At 29.8% G+C, this 23,258-nt stretch carries 19 protein-coding genes; 1 reads left to right on the plus strand and 18 read right to left on the minus strand.

The window, feature by feature from the left end:
* Positions 1-57 precede the first annotated feature (57 nt).
* From dnaK to gpr, 8 genes are all read right to left on the minus strand, one after another.
* Complete coding sequence (gene dnaK / locus B3086_RS09805; protein WP_346848419.1) at positions 58-1,923, minus strand: molecular chaperone DnaK; 1,866 nt, start codon at positions 1,921-1,923, stop codon at positions 58-60.
* Between the two features lie 96 nt (positions 1,924-2,019).
* Complete coding sequence (gene grpE / locus B3086_RS09810) at positions 2,020-2,646, minus strand: nucleotide exchange factor GrpE (protein ID WP_278245209.1); 627 nt, start codon at positions 2,644-2,646, stop codon at positions 2,020-2,022.
* A 67-nt stretch (positions 2,647-2,713) separates the two neighbouring features.
* Entirely contained in the window at positions 2,714-3,751 is a 1,038-nt protein-coding gene (gene hrcA / locus B3086_RS09815; protein ID WP_346848510.1) for a heat-inducible transcriptional repressor HrcA, read from the minus strand.
* Positions 3,752-3,858: 107 nt separating this feature from the next.
* Positions 3,859-5,001 carry a radical SAM family heme chaperone HemW gene (gene hemW / locus B3086_RS09820; RefSeq protein WP_346848418.1) on the minus strand — a complete coding sequence of 381 codons (1,143 nt, stop codon included), beginning with the start codon at positions 4,999-5,001 and terminating at the stop codon, positions 3,859-3,861.
* A gap of 176 nt (positions 5,002-5,177) precedes the next feature.
* Positions 5,178-6,983 carry a translation elongation factor 4 gene (gene lepA, locus B3086_RS09825; protein WP_346848417.1) on the minus strand — a complete coding sequence of 602 codons (1,806 nt, stop codon included), beginning with the start codon at positions 6,981-6,983 and terminating at the stop codon, positions 5,178-5,180.
* A gap of 152 nt (positions 6,984-7,135) precedes the next feature.
* Positions 7,136-7,420, minus strand: a complete 285-nt coding sequence (locus B3086_RS09830; RefSeq protein WP_346848416.1) for a hypothetical protein — start codon at positions 7,418-7,420, stop codon at positions 7,136-7,138.
* Between the two features lie 152 nt (positions 7,421-7,572).
* On the minus strand, positions 7,573-8,601 hold the full coding sequence (locus tag B3086_RS09835) for a stage II sporulation protein P (protein ID WP_346848415.1): 1,029 nt from the start codon (positions 8,599-8,601) through the stop codon (positions 7,573-7,575).
* Positions 8,602-8,684: 83 nt separating this feature from the next.
* Positions 8,685-9,698, minus strand: a complete 1,014-nt coding sequence (gpr, locus tag B3086_RS09840) for a GPR endopeptidase (RefSeq protein WP_346848414.1) — start codon at positions 9,696-9,698, stop codon at positions 8,685-8,687.
* A 229-nt stretch (positions 9,699-9,927) separates the two neighbouring features.
* Here gpr and rpsT point away from each other — a divergent pair, with 229 nt between their 5' ends.
* Positions 9,928-10,194 carry a 30S ribosomal protein S20 gene (gene rpsT / locus B3086_RS09845; protein ID WP_035128853.1) on the plus strand — a complete coding sequence of 89 codons (267 nt, stop codon included), beginning with the start codon at positions 9,928-9,930 and terminating at the stop codon, positions 10,192-10,194.
* 61 nt (positions 10,195-10,255) lie between these two features.
* On the opposite strand, the gene holA is transcribed toward rpsT, so the two are convergent.
* The 10 genes from holA to B3086_RS09895 form a co-directional block, all read right to left on the minus strand.
* The gene (gene holA / locus B3086_RS09850) at positions 10,256-11,266 is read right to left on the minus strand and encodes a DNA polymerase III subunit delta (protein WP_346893325.1); all 1,011 of its coding nucleotides are present in this window, start codon (positions 11,264-11,266) and stop codon (positions 10,256-10,258) included.
* Between the two features lie 57 nt (positions 11,267-11,323).
* A complete protein-coding gene (locus B3086_RS09855) occupies positions 11,324-13,108 on the minus strand; it encodes a ComEC/Rec2 family competence protein (protein WP_346893327.1) in 1,785 nt (594 codons plus the stop codon).
* A gap of 69 nt (positions 13,109-13,177) precedes the next feature.
* Positions 13,178-14,902, minus strand: coding sequence for an HD-GYP domain-containing protein (locus B3086_RS09860; protein ID WP_346893329.1), 1,725 nt, complete (start codon positions 14,900-14,902; stop codon positions 13,178-13,180).
* Positions 14,903-14,959: 57 nt separating this feature from the next.
* Positions 14,960-17,239: a bifunctional diguanylate cyclase/phosphodiesterase gene (locus B3086_RS09865; protein ID WP_346893331.1), complete on the minus strand. Its 2,280-nt coding sequence runs from the start codon at positions 17,237-17,239 to the stop codon at positions 14,960-14,962.
* Between the two features lie 463 nt (positions 17,240-17,702).
* The gene (locus B3086_RS09870; protein ID WP_346848409.1) at positions 17,703-18,098 is read right to left on the minus strand and encodes a hypothetical protein; all 396 of its coding nucleotides are present in this window, start codon (positions 18,096-18,098) and stop codon (positions 17,703-17,705) included.
* A gap of 210 nt (positions 18,099-18,308) precedes the next feature.
* Entirely contained in the window at positions 18,309-18,932 is a 624-nt protein-coding gene (locus B3086_RS09875) for a DUF2812 domain-containing protein (protein ID WP_346848408.1), read from the minus strand.
* Between the two features lie 20 nt (positions 18,933-18,952).
* The gene (locus B3086_RS09880; RefSeq protein ID WP_346848407.1) at positions 18,953-19,273 is read right to left on the minus strand and encodes a PadR family transcriptional regulator; all 321 of its coding nucleotides are present in this window, start codon (positions 19,271-19,273) and stop codon (positions 18,953-18,955) included.
* A 515-nt stretch (positions 19,274-19,788) separates the two neighbouring features.
* On the minus strand, positions 19,789-21,411 hold the full coding sequence (locus tag B3086_RS09885; RefSeq protein ID WP_346893333.1) for an ABC transporter ATP-binding protein: 1,623 nt from the start codon (positions 21,409-21,411) through the stop codon (positions 19,789-19,791).
* 8 nt (positions 21,412-21,419) lie between these two features.
* Complete coding sequence (locus B3086_RS09890) at positions 21,420-22,736, minus strand: Cys-every-fifth radical SAM/SPASM peptide maturase CefB (protein ID WP_346848405.1); 1,317 nt, start codon at positions 22,734-22,736, stop codon at positions 21,420-21,422.
* Positions 22,737-22,931: 195 nt separating this feature from the next.
* Positions 22,932-23,153: a Cys-every-fifth RiPP peptide CefA gene (locus B3086_RS09895; RefSeq protein WP_346848404.1), complete on the minus strand. Its 222-nt coding sequence runs from the start codon at positions 23,151-23,153 to the stop codon at positions 22,932-22,934.
* Between the last annotated feature and the right edge of the window lie 105 nt (positions 23,154-23,258).

Raw genomic sequence — 23,258 nt, forward strand, 5'->3', positions numbered from 1 at the left:
TTAAAATCAGTTTTAAGGGATGAGTGTTTCATCATCCCTTAACTGATTTAATGAATATTATTCTCCATCTACTTTAAAATCTGCATCTACAACATTGTCATCATGTGGTGCATCTTGAGCTCCTGCTCCTTCTCCTGCTGCTCCACCCATGTTGTTTGGATCGAAACCTTCTGCTCCTGGCTGTCCGCCTTCAGCTTGGTATACCTTTGAAGATACAGCGTAGAATTCTTGTGTTAACTCTTCTGTAGCTTTTTTAATAGCTTCTATATCTTCTCCGTCTTTAACTGATTTTAATACTTGGATTCTTTGTTCTACCTTAGCTTTATCATCAGCAGAAACTTTATCTCCTAGGTCAGTTAAAGTTTTTTCTGTTTGGTAAACCATTTGATCTGCAGTGTTTTTAACTTCTATAGCTTCTTTTCTCTTCTTATCTTCTTCTGCAAATCTTTCTGCTTCATTTACTGCATTTTGGATTTCATCATCACTTAAGTTAGTTGAAGCTGTGATAGTTATATTAGCTTCTTTTCCAGTTCCTTTGTCTTTAGCAGAAACTTTAACTATACCGTTAGCATCTATATCAAAAGTTACTTCGATTTGAGGAATTCCTCTTGGAGCTGCTGCAATTCCAGAAAGAGTGAATCTTCCTAAAGTTTTGTTGTCAGCTGCCATTTGTCTTTCACCTTGAACTACGTGAATCTCAACAGATGTTTGACCGTCTGCTGCAGTTGAGAATACTTGGCTCTTCTTAGTTGGAATTGTTGTATTTCTTTCGATTAATGGAGTAGCAACTCCTCCTAAAGTTTCAATTCCTAATGTTAATGGTGAAACGTCAAGAAGTAATACATCTTTAACATCTCCTGTTAAAACTCCACCTTGAATAGCTGCACCTGCTGCAACACATTCATCTGGGTTAACTCCTTTTGATGGTTCTTTTCCTGTAAAGTTTTTAACTGCTTCTACAACAGCTGGGATTCTTGTAGATCCACCAACTAATACAACCTTGTCAATTTCTCCTATTGAAAGATCAGCATCTTGAAGAGCTTTTCTCATTGGCTCAATAGTTCTTTGTACTAAATCATGAGTTAATTCATTGAATTTAGCTCTTGTTAGGTTCATATCTATATGTTTTGGACCTGTAGCATCAGCTGTGATAAATGGAAGATTGATGTTTGTTTGAGTAGAAGATGATAATTCTATTTTTGCTTTTTCAGCAGCTTCTTTTAATCTTTGAAGTGCCATTTTATCATTTCTTAAATCAATTCCATTAGAAGCTTTAAAATCTTCAGCTATATAATCCATAACCTTTTGGTCAAAGTCATCTCCACCAAGACGAGTATCTCCATTTGTAGATTTAACTTCGAAAACTCCATCTCCAAGTTCTAAGATAGATACGTCGAAAGTACCACCACCAAGGTCATATACAAATATCTTTTGGTTTGTATCCATTTTGTCAAGACCATAAGCAAGAGATGCAGCTGTTGGCTCGTTTATAATTCTCTTAACATCAAGACCTGCAATTCTTCCTGCGTCTTTAGTTGCTTGTCTTTGGCTATCATTGAAGTATGCTGGAACTGTGATAACCGCTTCTGTAACTGTTTCTCCAAGGTATGCTTCAGCATCTGCTTTTAATTTTTGAAGTACCATTGCAGATATTTCTTGTGGAGTATATTCTTTTCCATCTATATTTACTTTATGATTTGTTCCCATTTCTCTTTTAATTGAGATTATAGTTTTATCTGGGTTTGTTATTGATTGTCTTTTTGCTACTTGACCAACAAGTCTTTCGCCATCTTGTAAGAAAGATACTACTGATGGAGTAGTTCTAGCACCTTCTGCGTTTGGTATTATAACTGGATCTCCACCTTCCATAACTGATACACAAGAGTTTGTTGTTCCTAAATCAATTCCTATAATTTTTGCCATTGTAATTTCCTCCTATAAATTAATACACTTATTTTCTTCTAATTTACTATATACATTTATTTTTAATTAAAGATTAAAATCTTTATAAATCATAGATTAATTTGCTACTTTAACCATACTATGTCTTAATACTTTATCGCCTTTTTTATATCCCTTTAGGAATACTTCAGCTACTTGATTTTTTCCTAAGTTTTCATCTTCTATATGCATTACTGCATCATGGAAGTTAGGGTCAAATTCTCCATCAGATGAGATTTCTTCAACGCCTAGCTTTTCAAAAGAAGCTGTAAACTGATTTATAGTTAATTCAATACCTTTTTTAAGATCTTCTGCACTACCATCTACTGCAACAGCTCTTTCTAAATTGTCTAATACAGGTAGTATTTCCTTTAATACATCAGCACAAGCCTCTGTATATATATTTTCCTTTTCCTTAGAAGTTCTTTTTCTAAAGTTATCATATTCAGCTACAGTTCTTAATAATTTATCTTTCAAAGAATCATTTTCTTCTTTAAGCTCTTTAATTTCTTCTTTGCGATTTCTGAATTTTTTCATCTCATCTTCCTTATCATCTTCCTCTTTAACCTCTGAGGTTTCTTCACCGGAAGTGCCTTCCTCTTCATTTTGTTCTTTTTCAGAAGGGTCATTTTCTAAAATTTCATCCGCATTATCTTCCATATCTTTTTTATCTAGCTCTTGGTTTTCTTCCATATTATTTTCCAATGCTCTTTCCTCCAATCTAAATGCTTATCTCATTTACTTTGAATTTTGAATATATATAAACCCATAGTTAATCTGGATCATATATGCTAGAGATCTTGTCGTTTATCTCATTAACCACAGTATCAAGAACAGCTATAACTTTATCATAATGGATTCTTGTAGGTCCTATAACTCCTATGGTACCCATAATACGGCCATTACAACTATAGCTAGCAGTGATTATACTGCACTCTTTAGCGCATTCCACAAAGTTTTCTTCTCCTATACTAATAAATAAAGATTCCTTGTTTCCTTTGCTAAGAATTTCATTTAGGTTTTCTTCATTATTTACTAACCCTAAAAATGCCTTTGCCTTATCGATGTTATTATATTCAGGATAGTTAAATATATTTGTAGCACCCTTAGTATAAATTTCACCATAATCTCCCAACACTAGCGTTTCATGAAGAACAGGAATTATACAGTCAAATATCTCTTCGTAACCAACTAATTCATTTTTTAAATTAACAAGGAAATCTAGAGTAATTTGTTCTATGCTAATCCCTACAAGTAGTCTATTAAGAGCATTATTCACTTTTACTAGCTTATTGTCATCTACTGGATTTGTTACTCTAATAGTATTATTTTTTATATTACCATTGTCTGTTATTATTGTAGATAAAATTATGTGCTTTTCTATTGCTAATAACTTTATATACTTAATACTTGACTTTTTAACAGAAGCAACTTTTACTACAGAAGTTAGTCTAGTAATATTAGAAAGTACATCTATAGCACCCTTAATTATACTATCTATTTCACTTATAGATGTGTCCTTTATCAGGTCATGTCTTATAGTTTCATGCTCTTCTTCTGTAAGTCTGCTAGGGGTCATAAGTCTATCTACATAAAGTCTATAACCCTTATCAGAAGGTCGTCTTCCAGAGGATGAATGGAGTTGTTCTAAAAATCCCATTTCTTCAAGATCAGCCATTTCATTTCTAATAGTAGCTGAGCTTATTCCTAAATCGTATTTTTTAGATATGGTTCTTGAACCTACAGGTTCTCCGTAAGTTATATAATCATTTATTATAGCCTGTAAGATTTTAATCTTTCTTTCATCCATATCCATGTTATCACCTCTTTGTTAGCACTCACTACTCACGAGTGCTAATGACTATATTTAATATATATCATTTATAAAATTCAATGTCAATATGATTCATAAATTATTTACAAAATTAAATCTGACATCACTTGATTACTCAGTTCTATACCTCTTTTAGTAAGGTATAATCTATCCCCCTTTAAATTTAATAAATCCAACTTTACATACTTATATATAACTTCTTTATATTTTTCAAAAATGGAGATGTTAAACCTTCTCTTAAATTCTTCTATACTTATACCTTCTATTTTTCTTAATCCTAAGAACATGAACTCTTCTATATCATCCTTTAAGGAATTTTCATTACTCTCTACCACTGCAGATCTTTTATTTTCCATAGACATTATATAGGTTTCTATTTTTTCTTCATTTCTATACCTAATGCCATTAACATAGGAATGGGAAGATGAGCCACAACCAATATAATTTTCTAAATTCCAATATATTTTATTATGCCTGCACTCTAATCCATCCTTTGCAAAATTGGAAATCTCATACTGGTGATATCCTTTTATCTCTAAAAAATTAATTGCTTCAGAATACATGTCTCTTTCTACATCTTCATCAGGTAAAATCAATTTATTCTTTTCATAAAGATTATAAAACTTAGTTCCTTCTTCTATGATTAAGCTGTAGCAAGAAATATGCTCTGGCTTTAACTCTACAACCTGACTTAAAGTTTCCTTCCACTGAGCTAAACTTTGATCTGGAAGTCCAAACATTAAATCTACATTTATATTATTGAAACCAAAATTCCTTAACATTTCATAGCTATGTTTAAAATCCTCAAGGGAATGGATTCTTCCTAGTGAAGTAAGGTGACACTGTTGCACAGCTTGAAGTCCCATAGAAATTCTATTTACTCCCATAGCTTTAAAAATTTTTAGTTGTTCCTCATTAAAAGTCTTAGGATTTCCCTCTATAGTAAACTCAAAACCTTCCTCTATCCTGTTTAATCCCCTAAGGGCTTTTTCTATAATTTTCCACCCTTCAATGCACAAATAGGTGGGAGTTCCCCCACCTATAAATATGGTGCTTATAATTTTATCCTGGCAAGAAACTTTAATTTCCTCACTCAATGCCTTAGCATAATCCATCATTAAACTTTCTTTACCACTATAGGAAGGAAAATCACAGTAATGACATTTCATCTTACAAAATGGTATATGAATATATAATCCCACTGTATTTAATCCTACTGTATCCATTTTTCTTCTCCTTTAATATCCACTTTATTAACTTCTGAAAATTCTTCTCCATGACAAGGTTAATCGCTAGGAAACTAAATTTGATTAAGAAATTTATGATTGTTTCTACGCCGATTACCTATTGTCATTGCGAAGAATTTTCATGACATTAATAAATTAATTATAAGTACTACTAACTAGTCAACTTTAAGTACTGCCATGAATGCTTCTTGTGGAACTTCAACGCTTCCTACTTGTCTCATTCGCTTCTTACCTTCTTTTTGTTTCTCAAGAAGTTTTTTCTTTCTTGAGATATCTCCACCGTAACACTTAGCAAGTACGTCTTTTCTCATAGCTTTTACAGTTTCTCTAGCTATTATTTTAGCTCCTATGGCTGCTTGAATTGGAATCTCAAACATTTGTCTTGGAATAATCTCCTTAAGCTTTTCTACCATGGATCTTCCTCTGTGGTAAGCTCTATCTGCTGGAACTATCATAGATAGTGCATCCACTACATCTCCATTAAGAAGTATGTCAAGCTTAACAAGTTGAGTTCTCTTATATCCTTTAAGTTCATAGTCAAAGGATGCATATCCTCTAGTTCTAGATTTTAAAGCATCAAAGAAATCATAGACTATTTCATTAAGTGGAATATCATAGTTAATTACAACTCTAGTTTCTTCGATATATTGCATATCTATGAAGGTTCCTCTCTTCTCCTGGCATAACTCCATGATTGCTCCTACATAATCTGAAGGTGATATTATTGAAGCCTTAACTTCTGGTTCTTCCATATAAGATATTTCACTTGGCTCTGGTAGGTTAGTAGGGTTTGTAATCTCTATAATTTCCCCATCAGTTTTAGCTACCTTGTAAACAACGGAAGGTGCAGTGGTAATTATATCTAGATTAAACTCTCTCTCTATTCTCTCTTGAATTATCTCCATGTGAAGTAATCCTAAAAATCCACATCTAAATCCAAAACCTAGAGCTATAGATGTCTCTGGTTCAAAGGATAGGGCTGCATCGTTAAGCTGTAGCTTTTCAAGAGCTTCCTTTAAGGTTTCATACTTAGCTCCATCTACAGGGTATATTCCACTAAATACCATAGGTATAGCTGGTCTATATCCTTCTAACGGATTAGCTGCTGGTCTTCCTGCTTCTGTGATGGTATCTCCAGCTCTAGCATCTTTTACATTTCTAATAGCTGCACTTAAGTATCCAACATCTCCAGCTCTAAGTTCATCTACCTTTAATGGACCTGGAGTAAATACTCCTACCTCAGTTACATCGTACACTTTATTAGTATTCATTAATTTGATTTTAGTTCCTGGCTTTACTACCCCATCAAATACTCTGATGTAGGTTACTACACCTTTATATGAGTCATAGTAAGAGTCAAAGATTAAGGCCTTAAGAGGAGCTTCTTCATCCCCTTCTGGTGCTGGTACTTTAGCTATAACCGTTTTAATTACATCCTCTATATTTAATCCTGTTTTAGCAGATATTAATGGTGCATCATCTGCTGGAATTCCAATAACATCTTCAATTTCTTGCTTAACCTCATCAGGTCTTGCACTTTGAAGATCTATTTTGTTTATAACTGGAGCAATTTCAAGGTCATGATCTAAGGCTAAGTAACAGTTTGCAAGGGTCTGTGCTTGTATACCTTGAGTTGCATCCACAACTAATACAGCTCCTTCACAAGCTGCTAAACTTCTAGAAACCTCATAGTTAAAGTCTACGTGGCCTGGAGTATCTATTAGATTTAAAATATACTCTTCGCCCTCTTCTGTTCTATGTATAAGTCTTGCTGCTTGAGCCTTGATTGTAATTCCTCTTTCTCTTTCTAATTCCATGTTATCTAGTACTTGGGCTTCCATTTCCCTAGCTGTTAAAGTACCTGTTTTTTCAAGTAATCTATCTGCTAAAGTAGACTTGCCGTGATCTATATGTGCTACTATAGAAAAATTTCTTATGTGTTTTTGTCTGTTAGTTTGCATCTACTCAAATACCCCCGTAAATTTATATTAACTCTTTATTAAAGTCACTGTTTCTAATCTAATTATCAACTATACTTAGTTAGATAATAAACCAAAGTAAATTATACCATAAAATAAAGGTTCCTTGTCAATATACTTTATAATGTTAACTTTTAAGTTTCATTAGATGGCAATGCTAGTTCCTTAATAGTATCTCCTATAACCTTAGTGCCTTTAATAAAATTCCTAAAAGGCTGACCATTAAGGATTATATTAAATTCCCCTATTTTTATATTAACCTTCGAATCCCTGTCATTAGAGCTTACATAAAAACTAGAGCTTTGTCTCACCACCTGAGGTAAATTCATATTTACCACTAAAATTCCGTATATCATAAATCCTACTGAAATTATTATTAAAAACTTGCATAATCCTGTCCTTAGTGTCTTACTATTCATCTTATCTATTCTCCTTTACCTATAGGTGCTCAAAATAAAAAAAGTACCTCACATTTAATGATGTACTTTTTCTTATATTTTTATTCTTTCTTAGGCATCTTCAAAAAATAAATAAGTCAGAATGCTCGTCTATTTATTTATTTTCAGATGCCTTACTTAGAATTTAAATATTGTGCAAAAACTATACTCATATATTTCATTGAGTTTTTAGCTTCTTGTAATTTGTTGGTATCTGCTCCAACCTCCATGAGTATAGCATTATCACTTAAATCTTGGTTATAAAATAAAATACCTCCATGGTCATAGGCTATAATGCCCCTCTCTCTATACAACCCAGGATAAAGCTTATTTGCTATAGCAAATATGGATTTAACATTTTCTATATGCTTAGGATATTTAGGGTCCTGCATGGTTGTTACTAAAGTAAGCTTTGCAACATCATCTCCCTTTATGTTTCCAGTAACATCTTCTTTTCTAGGACCACCATCTCTATGAAGATCTATTATTAAATCAAACTCTCCATAACTACTTATGTTTTTACTTATGGTTTCTCTAGACGCATGATAAGCTCTATTATAATCAGCCTTATCATGTATTGTTTTATCATGGACAACTGTAAAGCCTAATTTCTCTAGTTCAGAAGTAAGAACATCCCCAACTCCTGCTACGGTGGTAGATAATCCACCGTTTCCTTCTGCATAAGCTTCATTAGTATGAGTATGATATATCAATATCTTCTTTTTAGAATTATCTTTAGGATCACCAACTACGTCTACCCCTTCTTGAAATTTATTTATGTCTGTATCTTTTAGTTCGAAAGGATTTATTGTAATTTTCTGTACTACCTTAGCATGTTCCTTCACATTCTCAAGAGCAGTTTTATCCCTTAAATTTTCTTCGTCTAAAAAGCTTATTTCCTTTCTAACTATATCCAAAGGATTCAAGGTAAAATTACCTACAAATTTTGTATCATCCTTATTTACTGCTGGCTTTAAAGTACTGACACTTTGCCCTATGAGCTTCATAAAAAAGTTAGTTCTATTGATACTTTCTAAGTTATCATCATCTAAGGCTTGGGTAGACCTAGATAAACCTATAGATATTACCATGACTACTGCTATTATAGCAAGGATAGCTCTAGAACAATACTTTCCAGCATCTGTCTTACTTTTGTTATTCACCGTATCCCCCCCTGTTTGAGTTATACATAGGTATAATTAATTACTCTAATAATTTATATGAGGAGGGAATAAATTTTATTACTTTAGTTTAAATAGGTATTTATATCATCTAAGGTTAAAGCTGGTTGAAGGGCTATGTTTATGCCATTGGCAATTATTTTAGATACACTATCTATTACTTTATCAATATCTTTAGGAGTTACTACCATGCCCCCTAATTCTGGGTCTAAAACCTCTCTAATCAATGTTTGTCTTTCATCTCTGTCAACTTCCTTAAGCATGCTATAAAAGGCACCACCCTTAGTTGAAGACTTGATTAAGCTTTCTAAAACTAAGTCTATGGTATCATTAGCTATAGTTCCTGCATCTACCACTGTAGGCACTCCTATGGCTATTACAGGGACTCCTAGGGTCTTTTCACTGAGCTCTAATCTTCTATTTCCAACTCCTGCTCCTGGAGATATACCTGTATTACCTAGCTGTATAGTTCTATTTACCCTCTGTGTCTTCCTAGAAGCAAGAGCATCTATACAAATTATTACACTAGGTTTTACCTTATCTACTATACCCTTTATAATTTCGCTGGTTTCCATACCTGTAAGTCCTAAGACACCAGGGGATATAGCACACACTGGTCTTACCCCCTCATCAATGCTATCTGGAACATATTCTTTTAAGTGTCTACTTATCATTATCTTTGACACTACCTTTGGTCCTACGGCATCAGCGGTGATATTCCAGTTACCTAACCCTACCACTAAAGCTACCATATCTTCATTTAGATTAATCAGCTTTGATAACTCTTTAGCCATAACTTCACTTACATCTATTATTCTCTCACCATCATAGTATACGAATTCTGGAAATTCTAAGGTTATATATTCACCAATAGGTTTTCCTATGTTTTTAGCTCCTTCTTCATCTAATATTTTTACTGCAGTAACTCTAACGTTATTATCTATGTATTCCTCCGATTTTACTCCTGACAATTTTCCAGGATTATTTTCACTATAAATCTCTTTAGCTTCTAAAGCTAAATCTGTTCTTACACTGTAAACTACTTCTTCTTTATCCTTAGACTTGTTTTTCTTCATCATAATTATCACACCTCATTTATGGTATTTTTCATATTATTCCTATATACATTAGTATGTATATTTATCTTTTCCCAAAGTTTCTTTCATATACTAATATGTTAAAGGTAAATTCTACTTGAAGTACGCAAAATTTAATGTTATAATAGCTTTTGTTATATGAAACTCGTAAGCAGACTTCCCCAAAGCTGCCGCTGAGAGATTGATAAAAATACAAGGGGGTGAATTAATAATGGCAAACATTAAGTCAGCTAAAAAAAGAATCAAAGTTACTCAAGCTAAGACTATGAGAAACACTATGATAAAGTCTTCTTTAAAGACAACTATAAAGAAATTTGAAGCTGTTCTAGCTAGCAATGACGTTGCTGCTGCTCAAGAAAGCTTTAAAACTGTAGTTAAAGCCCTTGATATGGCTGCTTCTAAAGGCATAATACATAAGAATAAAGCAGCTAAGAAAAAATCTAGATTAGCAGCTAAGTTAAATGGATTATCTGCTTAATAAATAAACCGGTGTATTCACCGGTTATTTATTTTTTTGCATATATTTAATTTAAAACTTTTTATTTATTCATCATGGTCTTTACCATAAGCATTTCAATGGCATTCTTTTGATCTACAGATTTACTTTTTATTTCACTTTCCGTTTCAATGCAATTTTCTATATTCTTCTTTAGAGCTTCCTGAGAAAACTTTTTGCTTTGAACTATCATCTTATCTGCAATATAGGGATTTAGGTTATATTCCTTTACTATGTCTTCTTTTCTAATCCCTTTTCCAACCTTTATTCTTATGGCAAATAAAAGCTTAAATTGACGCTCTACCATAGATAATATTTTAGGTGGTTTTTCACCCCTATATATCAATTGATTTAAAGTATCTATGGCTGCCTTTATATTTCTTTCTGAAAGATAGGATACTAAATTAAATATATCATTCTCCTTTTCATAGGGACACATCTTTATTATATCTTCTCTAGTTATCGCCCTTCCTTCAGTGTATAAAATAAGCTTCTCTATCTCGTTATCTACTATGTTCATGTTATTTTCTATGATGGAGCAAAAGTATCCAACTTCACTTTTCCCTATGGACTTTCCCTTCTCTTCAAAGATGGCTTTTACTTTACTTTGAAGACCCATGCCCTTTAGTTTGTCAACTTTTACAACCTCACATACATTTTGAAGCTTCTTAACCTTATTACTAAGTTTTTCTCTATCATCTTCAAATACATAGTACATAATTAAAAAGGTATAGGGAGGAATATCCTTAAGATAGTTTCTAAGGCTATCTATATCTTCTCCCTTATCTCTTAAAAAGTTAGCTCTAAAGATTTCTACCATTCTATATTCGCTCATAAAGGGTATAGTTTCGCAATTATTTATTAAAGCATCTACATCTAATTTATCTCCAGAAATTCTTGTATAGTTAAAATCAGCAAAACTTTCATCTATCTTTAAATTTCTTATTTTTTTTATAGCTGTCTTTATAAGTCCTTCATCAGAACCACAAAGTATATAACAATTTTTTAGTTTATTTTCTTTTATGTGTTTTTCAAGTTGTTCTAAGGTTATCAAGAAAAATTCCTCCACTCTTTAATTCTGTATAATACTTATTTCAGCATAATACTTATTCTAGTGAACATAATTATGATATAATTCTCCACCTATGAGTTTATAGTTTTCATAATAATGTCCTAGAATAATTCCTTCTCTTTTTCTGTTAATCCTTATTATATCACAGTTTGGACTTGTTGATGAAAAATTGCTTTTATAACAGCATTGAGTGGCTTCTTTTTCATATTCCTTGTCTATAATTATATTGCTAATTTTACCCCTATGATTTATTTGTAAAGAGAGAACTCCATCCTTATCTTCTACATCTATAATGCAATGCTTTGATAGTTTTAAGGTTAGCTTTTCTTCAGATTCATCATAGATTCTATCTAACCCCTTATAATTTTCATAGACATATTTCAACTTCACCTTTTCATTACATACCATTACTTTTCTGGTACCATAGTTTATTTCTACAATATCAGCCTTTTTCCCCCCTATAAAATTTATTTCTGGGTAAATTATATATTGCTGCTTTATAGTTAAAAGAAATAGTAATATAGGCAAGTATCTTAAAGATTTCACCCCTCTTCTTATAAGGATATAACTTATGTATAATATGAGAATCATAACCCCTTCTATGTAAGTAAATTCTAAGGGTAATGGCAAAAGATTAACTAAGAAAGCCTCCATGGTATCAATTATAAGCAACACTGAGTTAGTAATGAGAGACAAAAGATTAAACACCGTTGGAACCTTAATAAATAGAAGCAGAAGATTACCTAAAACTAATAGAAAGGTGTAAAATGGAATCAGAAATAGATTAGAAATTAGTCCACCTAAACTCACAGCATTAAATCTCATTATTATATAGGGTGTAGTAAAAATCATAGAGCTAAAGGTTAAACTAAGGGAGGCGGCTATAAAATTGGGGAGCTTATAAAATTTCCTTTTAATTTTATTATTTAAAGTGAAGATTCCTAATACGGCTAAAAAGCTAAGTACATAACCTATATCTAATATGTAGTAAGGTTTTATTAACATAAGTAAAAATGCTGCAAAGGCTAAGGCTGATATACCTTCATAGGTCTTTTTCACCTTAGGGCCTAATACTAGTAAAAATATCATTATAAAGGCTCTAAAGGTAGAGCTTTTTCCTCCAGTAAATATAACATAAAAGAAAAGAACTATTAAAGCTAGTTTATATCCAATTATACTTTGAAGTACTCCATAAATTAGTGATACATGAAGTCCTGATACACTTATTATATGGGATATACCTAAAGCATTAAACTCTTCTCTTTTATCGTAATCAATATAGCTATCATCGCCACCACTTACTGCCAGTATAATAGCAGCTCCTTCTTCATCTGTAACAGCTAAAAGCTTATTATAAAGATGACTTTTTATCAAGTATCCCTTATATATTAAATCTTCCTTTAAAGGCTTTGAAGCTATCAGGTTATACTCTCCTACAATGCCTTTACTATAATCTACCTTTCTATGAAATTCTCCTTTTAATATGTACTGCCTTCCCAATTGAATATCCTTGTTCTTAGGAAAAATTTTAATTCTTCTATTTTGAAGACTACCAATATAGTAATCCTTCCCTTCCTCTACAATTCTGCACTTAATATTTTCCCCTAGGTCCATGGAATAAAAATATATAATGCAGTTTATAAAAAACAACATAGAAAACCCCATAACTATAAAAGCTAGGGGTTTCTTAAAATCTTTTTTAAGTAAAAGTATATAAATTACTATAAAAACTACAGCTGGTAAAATTCCCATGTAGCTATATAAAAAATATATAGTACATCCAAAAATCCCTGCTAAGCATATCTGAACCATTGATTTATCCATAATATCACCCTGTAGTATCATTGCCTAAGTAATAAATTGTAATTCAGTTTTATGGATAAAACTACATTTTTACAAATTTTTAATAACTCTATTAGAAAACTTAGAATACATTGTTCTCATTTCAATTTGCTTTTTAAACATTTCTTTAAAAATTATATCTTTGGTATTTGAATTTATGCCAACATATTTAAATCTAAAGAATATTTTATCCTCCATAGAATATGAATTAATAATACATCCAGGAATTTTTATCTTTTCTCCATCTTCATAATCAATAAAAATAATTCCTACCTTTATTTCTTCATCTATATCTTTTTTGTATAAATAAAAGTCTATAAATTCGCCACCAATTAAATTTATATATATTTCGTATTCTTTTTTATTGGTAGTTATAAATTTACCATCAATGAGCCATCTTAATGAAAATGTATCATTTTCTTTTATTAGTTCTAAATTAGAAAATGTAATTTCATCATCTGAAATATTTTTTAGTGTAGGTCTAAATTTCATCATAATATTATTTAACTGAATGTAAATTGTAAGTTTAGTTATAAGCCTTTTATCTAACACTCTATTTAAATATTTTTCAGTATTTGTAAAAATGTATGTTTCTCCATCTTTTCTAATATTACCAAAGCTAGTAATGCTACTTTTTTTATGACTTTCATTATCCTCTATTGCTATAGTTAGATTGCAATATATTCCTGAACCCATTAAAAGCTTATCATAATCCGCACTTTCTTCTAACAATACATTTACTGCAACTTGTACTATACTATTATCAAATCTAGTACCACCACTATCATATAGTTCTTCGATAATTTCTTCAACACTTTTACGTTTTCTAATATAAGTGTTAGTCATCATGGAATCAATGTAATCTGCTATAGAAAGAATTTTACTACCAATAGGTATTTCCTTATCCATTTTACCATAGGGATAGCCCTTTCCATCTATTCTCTCATTATGATATAAGATTATTTCCGGAAATCCTCCAACCCTTAAAAACTTGTCAACTTGCAATGCTATATTATAACTATAATTAACTTTATTTTTTAAAATTTCTTCTTCCTCTTTAGTAGCATCCCACTTTTTATCTCTTATATTAGGATCAAGATATATTCTACCTATGTTATGAAGCAATGCTGCAATCTGAAGTCTCTTTAGCTCATCTTTAGATAACCCTAATTTTTCGCCTATGGTTAAACATAAATGCGCAACGTTATAGGGATGTGAAAGCATATAGGGTTCATTTATTTCACTCATATATAATAAAATATTTAAAAATCCATATATATCATTTGTATACTTATCTTTATTCTTATAAGAATAATTAATAATTTGCATAATTAATTTCTGAAAATCCTCATTATTAAATTGTATTCTAAAGTCGCTTTCTTTAAATGCCACCATACATATAAATCCATAAACTTCCTTAGAAAACTTTTCACCTTCAAATAAAGGAATATAAATTTCATAATAGGAACCAGAAAATGCTTTTCCAAATCCTGAACTATTATTCACTTTGGTTTTATTATCTAGTATTAGAGTCTTCTTTGAGTTAAATATAATCTTAAAATTAGTTTCCAAGCTTCTAATATTAGGCTTCATATCACTTTCTAATAAATTGCTTATAAAATCTGTAGATTTTATATAGGATGATTGAATTTCTAATAGCTCATTTGAATTTCTATTGTGGATAAAAATTTTCATCAAATCAAAATTAATATACCTAAGAGATTCATTTATTGTATGCTTAATCTTTTCTATAGGATAAAAATCTAGTAATTCCATAAGTATCCCCCCTACCATAATTTTTAAAAACTATTTATAATAAATTGTAATTCAGTTTTATAACCAATTTTTATATATTTCTTTAGCTGGCGTTGGCTTTGCAAAGTAATATCCCTGAATCTCATCACATTGTAATTTTCTTAGACATTCCAATTGTTCCTTTCTTTCAACCCCTTCAGCTATTACAGGAACCCCTATTGCTTTAGCAACGGTAATTACAGCCTTAACGATTGCATAATCATAGTTATCTTTATCTATTAGGTCTACTAAAGGTTTGGCTATTTTTATCCTATCTACTGGTAACTGCTTTAAATAATATAAAGAAGAATATCCAGTACCAAAGTCATCAACAGCTATTGAAATACCCATTGCATTAATCTTTAACAATGTATCTTTAACTTTTATATCTTCTTCCAATTCTAAAGTCTCTGTAATTTCAATTTCTACTTCTTCAGGTGCAATATGATATCTTTCCATGGTTTCTTTTAATTTTATAATGAAACTATTATCCTTTAACTGTCTTACAGAAACATTAATTGCCATTCTAAGGTGTTTATTAGTTTTTTTCTTCCACTGGGATAGCTGTGCCATGGCAGTTTCCATAACCCAATATCCTATGGGAATTATAAATCCTGTTTCCTCTGCAATGGGAATAAATTCACCAGGAGAAATGAATTTTCCATCATTTCTTTGCCATCGCATAAGTGCCTCAAAGCCTATAATTGTTTCATCTTCAATGGAGACTTGTGGTTGATAATACAATTGAAATTCTTCATTAAAGTCAGCTTTTTTAAGCATAATTTCAATTTCATTTTTAGCAAATGCTAATTCTCCTAGTTTTTGGGTAAAGACCATTGCCCTATTAAATCCTAATAGCCTAGCTTGTAGCATAGCTATATCTGCATGTTTAATCATTTCATCTCTATTTTTTGCATCAAGGGGATATATAGATATTCCTACATTTAAAGTAACTCGTATATCATACTCTTCAATGGTAAATATGTCGCTACAGGCATGTATAAGATTTTTAGCCATTTCTAATCCATCTTCATAGGTATATGAACCTTCCTTAGCAAAAACAAAAACATCTTCACCAAAGGAAGCTAAAATATCTTCTTCTCTGTAAACATACTCTTTAAGTCTCTTTCCTATTTCCACTAATACTTCTTCCCCAATATAATTACCAAACATGGTTTTTAGCATTTTATATTTATTTAAATCAATGTAAAAAAGAATAATATTTTCATCTTTCTTCAGATTATTAATATTATTATCTATCTGCTGAAGAAAATATCTCCTACTATGTAATCCTGTAACTACATCTTTATTTATCAAATCATTTAACTCTTTTGTTCTTTCCTGAACCTTGCTTTCCAACCTTAAGTTTAATTGCTTTTCATTTTTTAATAATTCTTCTTTAAGTATATTGGTTTGAACATGATTTGAATGTATATAGTAAAAGGTAATAACTATAAGCATTAATAATAAATATTCTAACTGCACTCCTTTAAATAGGATTAAAATTATTGGAGCAGTTAATAATAAAAGCCCCTTTTTATTTCTACCACTATTCATGAATTCAGTACGTTCTATCTTATGTTGAGTTTTAATTTTAATAATTGACCCTATAGCTGCCACTCCAAAAGCAATTACATATGCAGCATCTAATAATGAATTCGGCTCATATAGGCTGTAAAAATATTCATAATAATAAATAATATCAAAAACTATATAAAGTATATATGAACCAGCTGTAACCCTTAAATATAAAGGTATTTTCCCTTTTCTTATAGACAAGAACCAACTAGCAACCCATATAAATATTAAAAAGTCTACAAATACACAAATCATAAAAATCCAATCACTTTTCATAAGTATTGCATTTTGCATATCAGTATTAAAAAATATAACCCAAACTAAAGTCATAGTACAGATTGTTATTGCAACAGTATCTATTAAAACCTGGGTTGCATTCCATTTTTTAAATTGATGATATCCACCTATAATTAAGGAACATAGTAACAGTACATTAGTTAATAAATACCCACTTACTATAGCACTAACTTGTTCTGGATTAATTTTCAGAATTATAGCTTCCACTGCCCACATAACATCACAAACAGCCCAGTTTAAAATACTTAGAGCCAAAAATAGTCCTGAAGTTTTTAATGTCTTATTTTTCTCCTCCATATAAAAACCTTTAAAAACATAATAAGCTGCTATAAAAGTTACAATGGGAGATAAAATGTTCCCAAAAAAATTCGATTTTACAACGGTTGCTCCGAAATAGGATAAATATAAAATTGCTATTAATACCACTGTCAAAACTTTCTTCATAATCCATTTCTCCCTTACAATCGTAGAAATATAATATATAACTTATTTCCCATATAGAATACAGGTTTTCTATTCTTAAATGTAATATCTATTATTCTTTTTTTAGGATGAAAATCCTTTATTTATATAATAAAAATTTTTATTTATAATTTCATTGAAGTTAATATAGTGAATGTAAATATAAAATTGTATGAATATATCAATGAAATCATATGTAAATATAGAAATATTTGTATAGGTAACTATATGACTATTTCTATAGTTACCTATTTACCTATAAAACTATATAAATAGTTAACTAGTTAACTAGTTAACTATTTGTTGTGTTCATGCGGGTTTCAAGGATTATTCCAAAAAAAGTAACGGGGTCAGACCCCCCTCTCATAGAATGAGAGGGGGTCTGACCCCGTTACAAAAAAAGGAATGGAGTTTTACTCCCTTTTAAGTATTTATTTTAATTAATCTATTCCCATTTAATATTAAAATCACCTTCATGATTTTTTCCTTCTATGACAATAGTATATTTTTCATCTTTGTTAATCTCCACATCTTTTTTAAAATCATCTGGTTTTTCTACTGAAAAAACTTCATTTTTTTCTTTGTCTATCAATTTAATATTTATGTCACCATTTAAAGTTTCTGAATCAATATGAAATTTCACTTCTTCCGTTTCAAATTTTACACTATATTCATAATATCCGTTGTATTCTTTATAAGAACCTTTTATCCCATTATTATCTTTACTTATGTCTCCACTATTAATCTTATAACTTGAATTCTCTGTACTATAGTTATTACAAGCTACCAATGACATAAATGTTAATGCAATGATAAAAAAACATAATACTAACTTTTTCAAAATATACCTCCTAAAAATAAAACAAATATTCTTAAAATTTTAACTATACCTCCTGTCTGATAATTATATTATAATACGTCACTCGTATTATAATATAATTATTATATCATTGTTTTTGTACACCTTCAATACCAACCTTACTTTTTCTGTATATTTTACTTGTTATTTCATTTAATTATTTATCTATTTATCTATTTACTGATTAGGTTTCTACTTTTGGACTTTTTTCTTATAATATAAACTTTTATATCCCCAAAAAACTGTGAATATAAATAAAACAATTGCAATAATTATCTTTAATTCTAAAGTATTATAGTTTCCTTTCCATAGAAGATCATATAAAACTAAAAGTAAAAATAATGATGGAATTAATGTAAAATATCTAAATAAGGAAACCATATTAGAGTAATATTGATTAATATCCTCTACATCTGTATATATTTCAAATTTATCTTCATCCTTTTCCTTTGGTTTTTCCAAAATTAATAATTCCCTATTTATATTTTTAGAAGTTGCAACTCTAGATTTACTTTCTTTAATAAATGGTCTAAGTTTAAACTTTCCAAAAGAATACTGTCCAAGGTTACTTCCCTTTATAAAACATTTAATTCCAAAATCATTTAGTTCTTTTATATAATTGTCAATATACTCATTACTGTGATTGGAAACTAATTCCACTGTGTAAATATAGTGGTTATCTTTTTCCTTTGAAAATGTATATAAACATCCCCTTTGAGATACACTTTTTAGTTTGTATCCTTGTTTTGCAATATTGTTTAACCACCTTTCCTGACCTTCAATTGGGTCTAAAAAAAGCCTAAATTTTTTAATCACTTTTTTACCTCCCTTTAAATTTATAACTTCTTATCAATAAATCTTTCTCCAAAGGTATAGATTTCTTTTATTCTTTCATATTCATTCTTAAGTACTTCTTTTCCCTCATCTGTTAACTCGTAAGAGTTTCTTTTGTCATTCTCATCATCTTCTATAGGCGTTAAATAATTCTTTTCATTCAGTTTATTTATAATTCCATATAGAGTACCAGGTCCTAAACTAATTCTACCATGAGTTTTATCTTCTAAAAACATTTTTATAGCATATCCATGTTTTTCATAAAGAAATGCTATCATTACATAATAGGTTGATTCTGTTAATGGTTTATACTTATCTTCCATCTTTAATTTTTATTATTAACCTCCAATTCCAAATATTAATTACTCCGTTATTGCCTTTAAACTTATTGTTATGTATTATTGTAGTAAAACTACAACCAGTATTACTGATCTATTGTTGTCTTTAGATCCTTTTATAGTAAACTTTTCTATAATAAAAAGATGTACTACACATTACTTAATATGTTCTACGTAGTACATCATTTTAATACTCTATTGAATTAAATGCAAGTGAAAAATTTATATTACCATAAACAGATTTCTTAGTATCCTATTGTGATACATGCTAATATACATCTTAGTATCAGTATTATTGATACCTACTAACAGAGTTCTTAATATCAGTATTTTTGATACTCACTAACAGAATTTTCAGTATCAACATTTCCATACTAATAGGTTGTTGTCCCTTAGTGAAATACTTAACCACGGACGTAGCAACTCTTTATTCTCATTTTAAAAAATATGGGAGTATTAGACTTGTAGTCATGGTTTAATATCTAAAAATCTCAAAAATATTACTTATTAACAGAAAAAACATAATCTGCGATTTCTCTTATCTTATCATCGTGTGTAACTATAATTACTATCTTATTATCTTTAACTTCATATAAAATCTTTTTTAACGCATTCATTCCATCTTCATCTAAATATGTTGATGGTTCATCTAATATGAGACAATGCGAATCTTTTAAAAGTGCTCTAATTAATGAAACTTTTTGTTTTTCTCCACCAGATATGGTGTCATTCTTTTTATTTACTTTTTTTTCGCTCAAATTTGATCTAGACTCTCCATTATATAATTTGAACGCTTCTACATAATAATTTAAAAGCTCAAGGTCACAATTATCTATTGAATATTTCAAGTTTGCCTCCAAATTACTTTCAAATAAAGCAGGATTTTGTTCTGCAACTGAAAATAAATCTCTTCTGGCACAAAGCATATCTATATTTTTTATACTTTTATTATTTATAAATACTTCGCCCTGATAATTATTATATATATTTAATATGACATTAATTAAAGTACTTTTTCCACTTCCATTTTCTCCAACAATACAGTATATACTTCCTTTTTCAAATAAATAACTGATGGGCTTAAAAATATTTCCATTACCATTATAGCTAAAAGAAACATTTTTTAGCTCTATTTCATCAATGTGTCCTATTAGTTCACTTCCATTGATTTCCTTTTCTAAAGTGCTAACTTCTCCTATTCTATTAAGACATATTAAAGCACTTTGATAGGTTTTTCCTAATTCTAAAAAGTAATTTACTGCTCCAATAAAAATAGCAAAATAACTGCTCATTATTGTAAATTCTCCAATAGTTAAATTACCACTTATAATTCTTACTCCACCTATAAATATAAGTGCTATTTTGGCTAAATTATTTATTGTAGAACCTAACGATGAAAAAATATAAGCTAGTTTAGTAAATTTCATAATGATATTATATAACTTTTCATATTTTTCACGTACTTCAGTTAATATATTTTGATATAAAGAATTTAACTTAATAAAATAAATATTACTTATTTTATAACTTACATCTGAAAAAAATATATTTTCTTCTTCTTTTACTGAATATCCTTTCTCATATAAAGGCTTTTTAAATGCTAAATAAGAAATAATATATATAGGAACAAATATCATTAATACTAAACTCATTAACCAATCTATTTTAAAAAGCATAAATCCTACAATTATAATACTTAATACCTGTATTACTATACCTATTGAATTAGTTATAAAAAAACTTGATATCTCTTCTGTATCTGAAAAGATTCTTTGACTTAAATAAGCTGCATCTTTTTTCTTTAATTCAATTTGACTTGTTTTCGTCAACTGTAATAATAACTTTTCTTTTAAATCATAAGATATATTAGTAACAATTTTTACTTTTTTCATGTTTGATAGATATGAGCTTATTATTGCAAAAATCGTAAGTACAATAGATATTAATGTAAAACGATATATATTTTCCATTGCTTTTACATTTATTAAATTATCAATATAATCTCCAATAATATAAGGCATTATTATATTAATACTCCATGATAAAATACTTAAAATCAAAAATGTAAAAAACTCAGATTTTCTTTTTGATAGACTAAATTGAATTAAACGAAATATTTTCATTAAACTCACTAACCCTTATTTATAATTTCTGAAAAGTAACTCTTAACTTGTTCTTCTACTATCCCCTTTATTTTAAAGCAACCTGAATCTTCATACTTCTCACTTTTTCCATAGCTAACTGATCCACATCCACCTCCACATGCTGGAAGATATACACAATCTCTACACTCCTCTACATTTAGTGGATTTCTAGTCATCCATTCAAAGTATTTATATGTTATATCTTTTATATTTCCATCTGCATCTAACTTACCAATTCTATGTTCTTCTTCACCAGTATGTTCCCAGCACTTATACATTTCTCCACTTGGCTCAATGGTAAAATTATTATCACAATTAAGTCCACAGTATGTCCATTTTCTCATTGGTCTTCTCTTAACATCAAAGCCTACTTTACCTGCCTTTGTCCACAAATTGCTTAATAAATCACCTAATTCTTCCTCTACATAACAGTTATCTTCATAGGATGAACATGCATCTGTTCCACCTCTTACTATTCCAAAATCTATACTTAATTCATCAAGCCCTTTGCTATGAAAGAAATCCATAAGTTCATTCATATCTTTTATATTAGTTTTGTCTACATTTACTCTAATTACTGTATGCAGCTTGTCCTTGTATTTTTTTAGCAACTCTAAGCTTTCTATTATTTTATCAAAGGTTCCTTCTCCATTTTTTCCTATTCTTCTTGTATTATGAATTTCTCTCGTTCCATCTATTGTTATTTGTACATACTTACAATTATATTTAACTAATGATTCTACTATTCTTTCGTCTAACAATGTACCATTGGTTATAATTGATGTTACAAGTGTCATATTGTTTTCTTTACAAAATTGGCTAAGTTCTTCTAGTATGTGTTCTCCTGCTTTATAATTTACTAGAGGTTCTCCTCCAAAAAGTATAATGTTTACACTTTTTGTTCCTCTTTGAAGAGATTCATTTTTTATATGTTTTATTATAGAATTAGCTGTTTCTATTGTCATTGAATTACTCTTTGCCTCTCCTGCACCTTCATAACAATATACGCATCTCAAATTACATGCCCATGTCAATAAAATTGTATAAGATAAATTATTATTTCCATACTTAGCTTTATTATGATAAAAATCAAAATATCTATTTTCATCTATCTCATCTGGTACTATTAATTTTTTCTCAATCATTTCTTTTTTTAGCTCTTCGTCTATTTCACTCATATCATTTTCTTTCATTTTTCCCATAGTCTTATCATCAACTAAAAAACTATTTCCTGATAATGTATTAAATAAAATATTTTCTTCTTTGTTGTATGGTATTAAAAGATTAAATTTTGAATACTTCATTAATTAATATCCCTCCAATATGTAGAGCATTAGATTACAGTAAAATCTTGCTCTCTAATGCTCTTAATTTTTTTTACCAGAACTTAAGTCCGCAAACCTTAGCTCCACAACCGTCAATCCAACAAGCTGTTTCTATAGTTCCCTTGTAATGATCTCCCTCTGAATATAAATTTCCAATAAACATATAAACACCTCCTAATTTTCACCAGTAGTTGAAAAAATATCGATCCAACATCCGTCTACAGGACAAACATCTACTGCACATGCTTCAATTCCACATGCATTTCCACCACATGCGTTTCCGCCACATAATTTACCTGCACATCCATCAGCTCCACAAGCCTTAGCTGGACATCCATCTACTGCGCACATTGGGCTAATTCCACCTGAGCCATAGGCATTTCCAATATACTTCATAAAATCTCCTCCCCTCCAAATAAAATATAGGTATATGTAGTACGTGTTACGTATTACATATACCTATATTACCATTTGAATTATTTATTTTCAATATTTTTACTG

Source organism: Clostridium sp. UBA871 (assembly GCF_002295255.1).
In the GTDB taxonomy this organism is placed as follows: domain Bacteria; phylum Bacillota; class Clostridia; order Clostridiales; family Clostridiaceae; genus Clostridium_J; species Clostridium_J sulfidigenes.